This is a genomic window from Staphylococcus sp. HMSC063F05, from assembly GCF_001837075.1.
Taxonomy (GTDB): Bacteria; Bacillota; Bacilli; order Staphylococcales; family Staphylococcaceae; genus Staphylococcus; species Staphylococcus epidermidis.
On record NZ_KV831337.1, the window covers coordinates 1 to 3,444 of the forward strand.

The window sequence follows — 3,444 nt, forward strand, 5'->3', positions numbered from 1 at the left end:
ATAGATTTCTTCATAGCTAATCTTAGTATGTTTGTAATATATTTAAATTATTGTTCGTCTTGCATTAATTGTTTAACTCTTTTTGCTTCTTTTTCACGGGCAGATTTATTAAGTATTTTCTTTCTTAAGCGAATACTTTCAGGAGTTACTTCCACCAATTCATCATCATTGATAAATTGTAACGCTTCTTCTAATGTTAAAATTCTAGGACGATTCATCGTTTGTGTTTGATCTTTAGTAGCTGAACGTACGTTTGTTTGATGCTTTGCTTTAGTAATATTTACTGTTAAATCGTTCTCACGGTTATGTTCACCAACAATCATACCTTCATATACTTCAGTACCTGGTTCCATAAAGTTAACACCACGATCTTCTAAGTTAATAATCGCATAAGATGTTGCTTGACCTTGGTCCATAGAAATCAATGCACCGTTACGTCTACCACCGATTTGAGCTTTAACGCGAGGTCTAAATTCTTCAAATGTATGGTTAATAATTCCATAACCTCGTGTCATAGACATAAATTCAGTAGTATAACCAATCATACCGCGTGCAGGTACCATAAAGATTAAACGCGTCAAACCATTGTCGGTCGTCATCATATCTAACATTTCACCTTTTCGTGCACCTAATGACTCAATCACTGCCCCGGCATTTTCAGAAGGCACTTCACATTGTACACGCTCAAATGGTTCACTTAACACACCATCGATTTCTCTTAAAATAACTTGAGGTTTAGAAACCTGTAATTCAAAGCCTTCACGTCTCATGTTTTCAATAAGAATAGACAAGTGTAGTTCACCACGACCAGCAACAACCCATGAATCTGGTTGATCAGTAGGTGTAACTTTTAAAGAAACATCTGTTTCAAGTTGTTGATCTAATCTTTCTTGAATTTGTCGAGCTGTTACATAATCACCTTCACGTCCAGCAAACGGAGAGTTATTTACTTTAAAAGTCATTTCTAGGGTTGGTTCATCAATACGTAACACCGGTAATGGGTCACGATGATCATGTGGTGTAACTGTTTCACCAACGTTAATATCTTCCATACCTGAAACAGCTATTAAGTCTCCTGCTTGTGCTTCTTCAATTTCTTCACGTTTAAGACCAAAGTAACCAAATATTTTCGTCACACGAAAGTTCTTAACTGTACCATCTAATTTAATTAGTGATACATTATCACCTACACGCATTTTACCTCTGAACACACGTCCAACGCCTATACGACCTACATAATCATTATAATCTAGTAAAGCAATTTGGAATTGTAATGGTTCATCTGAATTATCTACTGGTGCCGGTACATAGTCAATAATCGTCTCGTATAGGGATTGCATATTTTCGTCTTGCTTTTCAGAGTCTAAACTTGCTGTTCCATTCACAGCTGAAGCATAAACAACTGGGAAGTCTAATTGCTCATCATTCGCTTCCAATTCAATGAATAAGTCTAATACTTCATCTACAACTCCCTCAGGTCTAGCAGCTGGTTTATCAATTTTATTCACAACTACAACCGGTTTTAAGTTTTGTTCTAAAGCTTTTTTAAGAACAAAACGAGTTTGAGGCATTGTACCTTCATATGCGTCAACCACTAGTACGACACCGTCAACCATTTTCATGATACGTTCAACTTCACCACCAAAATCGGCGTGGCCAGGTGTGTCTAATATATTGATACGCGTTCCTTTATAATCTATCGCTGTATTCTTAGCAAGAATCGTAATACCACGTTCTCTTTCTAAATCATTAGAGTCCATTGCACGCTCGTCGACATGTTCGTTTTCACGAAATATACCTGATTGTTTAAGCAACTGGTCTACTAATGTTGTTTTACCATGGTCGACATGCGCAATAATCGCTATATTACGAACATCTTCTCTTAAATTAGTCATTTTATAAATTCCTTTCTTGTGTATACTCCCACTTTTAATTGCAACTGTTTTATTATATCATATATTATTGAAAAGATAAGTAAAAGGTGGGGTATGGGATGCAACAAAAAAAATCTAAAGGTATTTTCTGGATCTTCTCAATATTGGCTGTCATTTTTTTAACTTTATTTAGTTTCGCATTAGGTGCTGCTAATGTTCCAATGATGATTTTAACATTTATACTTCTCATTGCAACATTTGGTGTTGGGTTCAGTGTGAAAAAGAAATATCGTAAAAACAATTGGCTTTAAAAATTTATTTATCATTGTATTGATTTTATTAGAAGCACACAAAGACAGTTATTAAACGTAATTGTATTACTGATAAGAACTTGTACTTTTAAATCAAATATTATAAAAGTCTTGGACACTATCTAATTTTGATTCACTAGATTTTAAATCTAACACTTTTCATAACAGTGAGTTATTTATGATGAACATAATAAGTCGAGGTAGCTTAGACAGAATTTAACATGAATTCGTCGTTCCACTCGGGTAAAGATTCTTTACCTACATAATTCGTAAAATGAACTGACTGAAATTCTCTCTGATGTGACTTTTAATTCATTATGAAATAACCCTCATATCAGTACATTTTCAATTCAGTAATTGACCATATACGCATTATGAAAGCCTAGGACAACAGTTGTGCCTAGGCTTTCATATTTTTTTATAAAGAGATAACTAACTCAAAAATACTTATATCAAACTTTTAGTGATTTTAAACTCATTATAAGACGTTCTTCAAATTAAGGTTTGAAGAACAAAGAAATTTGAAATCTTTAACTCTATTGATTCCATCTTTCTATCTCTTTCCAAACCTTTTTTCATGGAGTGTAATAAGTGTATCTCTTTGCTGATTTAAATGATGATTTAATATTTCACGATGAAGGCTAGGATTTGCTATTAATATTGAATTCGGTTGATTGAAGTCTAATTTATCGCCTAATAAGTTAGTTCCTATCCCACCTACTTCGTTCAAAATCAACAATCCACCTGCAAAATCCCACGGTTGTAGTCTAGGTGTTAGGTAAGCCGCCAATTGACCCTTCGCTACACTTATAATTTCTAATGCTGCACTACCATATGCTCGTGCACTTCTTGCCTCATTCACTATTGAACTAAAAATATCACTGAGTATTGGTTTCGACAGCCAATTGGGATTAATACCTATAATACTTCTTTTAAGTTCAGTATTTTGAATCATTTCAAGTTTATGTGTATTTTCAAATGCACCCTGTCCAACCTTTGCATGATATAAAACATCTTTCATGACATCATAAACAAAACCTGCATAAGGCTTCCCATCATGATAAATACCAATAGAGATGGCAAAATTTTCTTTTTGGTGAACAAAATTAAGTGTTCCATCAATTGGATCAATAACCCAAATAACCCCCTTTAAATACTCGAGATTATGACCATGCCCCTCTTCGCCAATAACCTGATGATCTGGATAATTATGAAGAATCGTTTCATATAGATAATTCTCTGTCGCCTTATCCACATTT

General features: G+C 34.1%; 3 protein-coding genes. 1 reads left to right on the plus strand and 2 read right to left on the minus strand.

The features are described 5' to 3' along the window. Positions 1-47: 47 nt before the first annotated feature. Positions 48-1,895, minus strand: coding sequence for a translational GTPase TypA (typA, locus tag HMPREF2576_RS05705; protein ID WP_001831737.1), 1,848 nt, complete (start codon positions 1,893-1,895; stop codon positions 48-50). A 98-nt stretch (positions 1,896-1,993) separates the two neighbouring features. On the opposite strand from typA, the gene HMPREF2576_RS05710 reads away from it, so the two are divergent. Further along, entirely contained in the window at positions 1,994-2,185 is a 192-nt protein-coding gene (locus HMPREF2576_RS05710) for a DUF5325 family protein (RefSeq protein WP_001831670.1), read from the plus strand. A gap of 553 nt (positions 2,186-2,738) precedes the next feature. On the opposite strand, the gene HMPREF2576_RS05715 is transcribed toward HMPREF2576_RS05710, so the two are convergent. Further along, the coding region (locus HMPREF2576_RS05715; protein ID WP_070500398.1) for an inositol monophosphatase family protein at positions 2,739-3,444 on the minus strand (706 nt) is incomplete at its 5' end.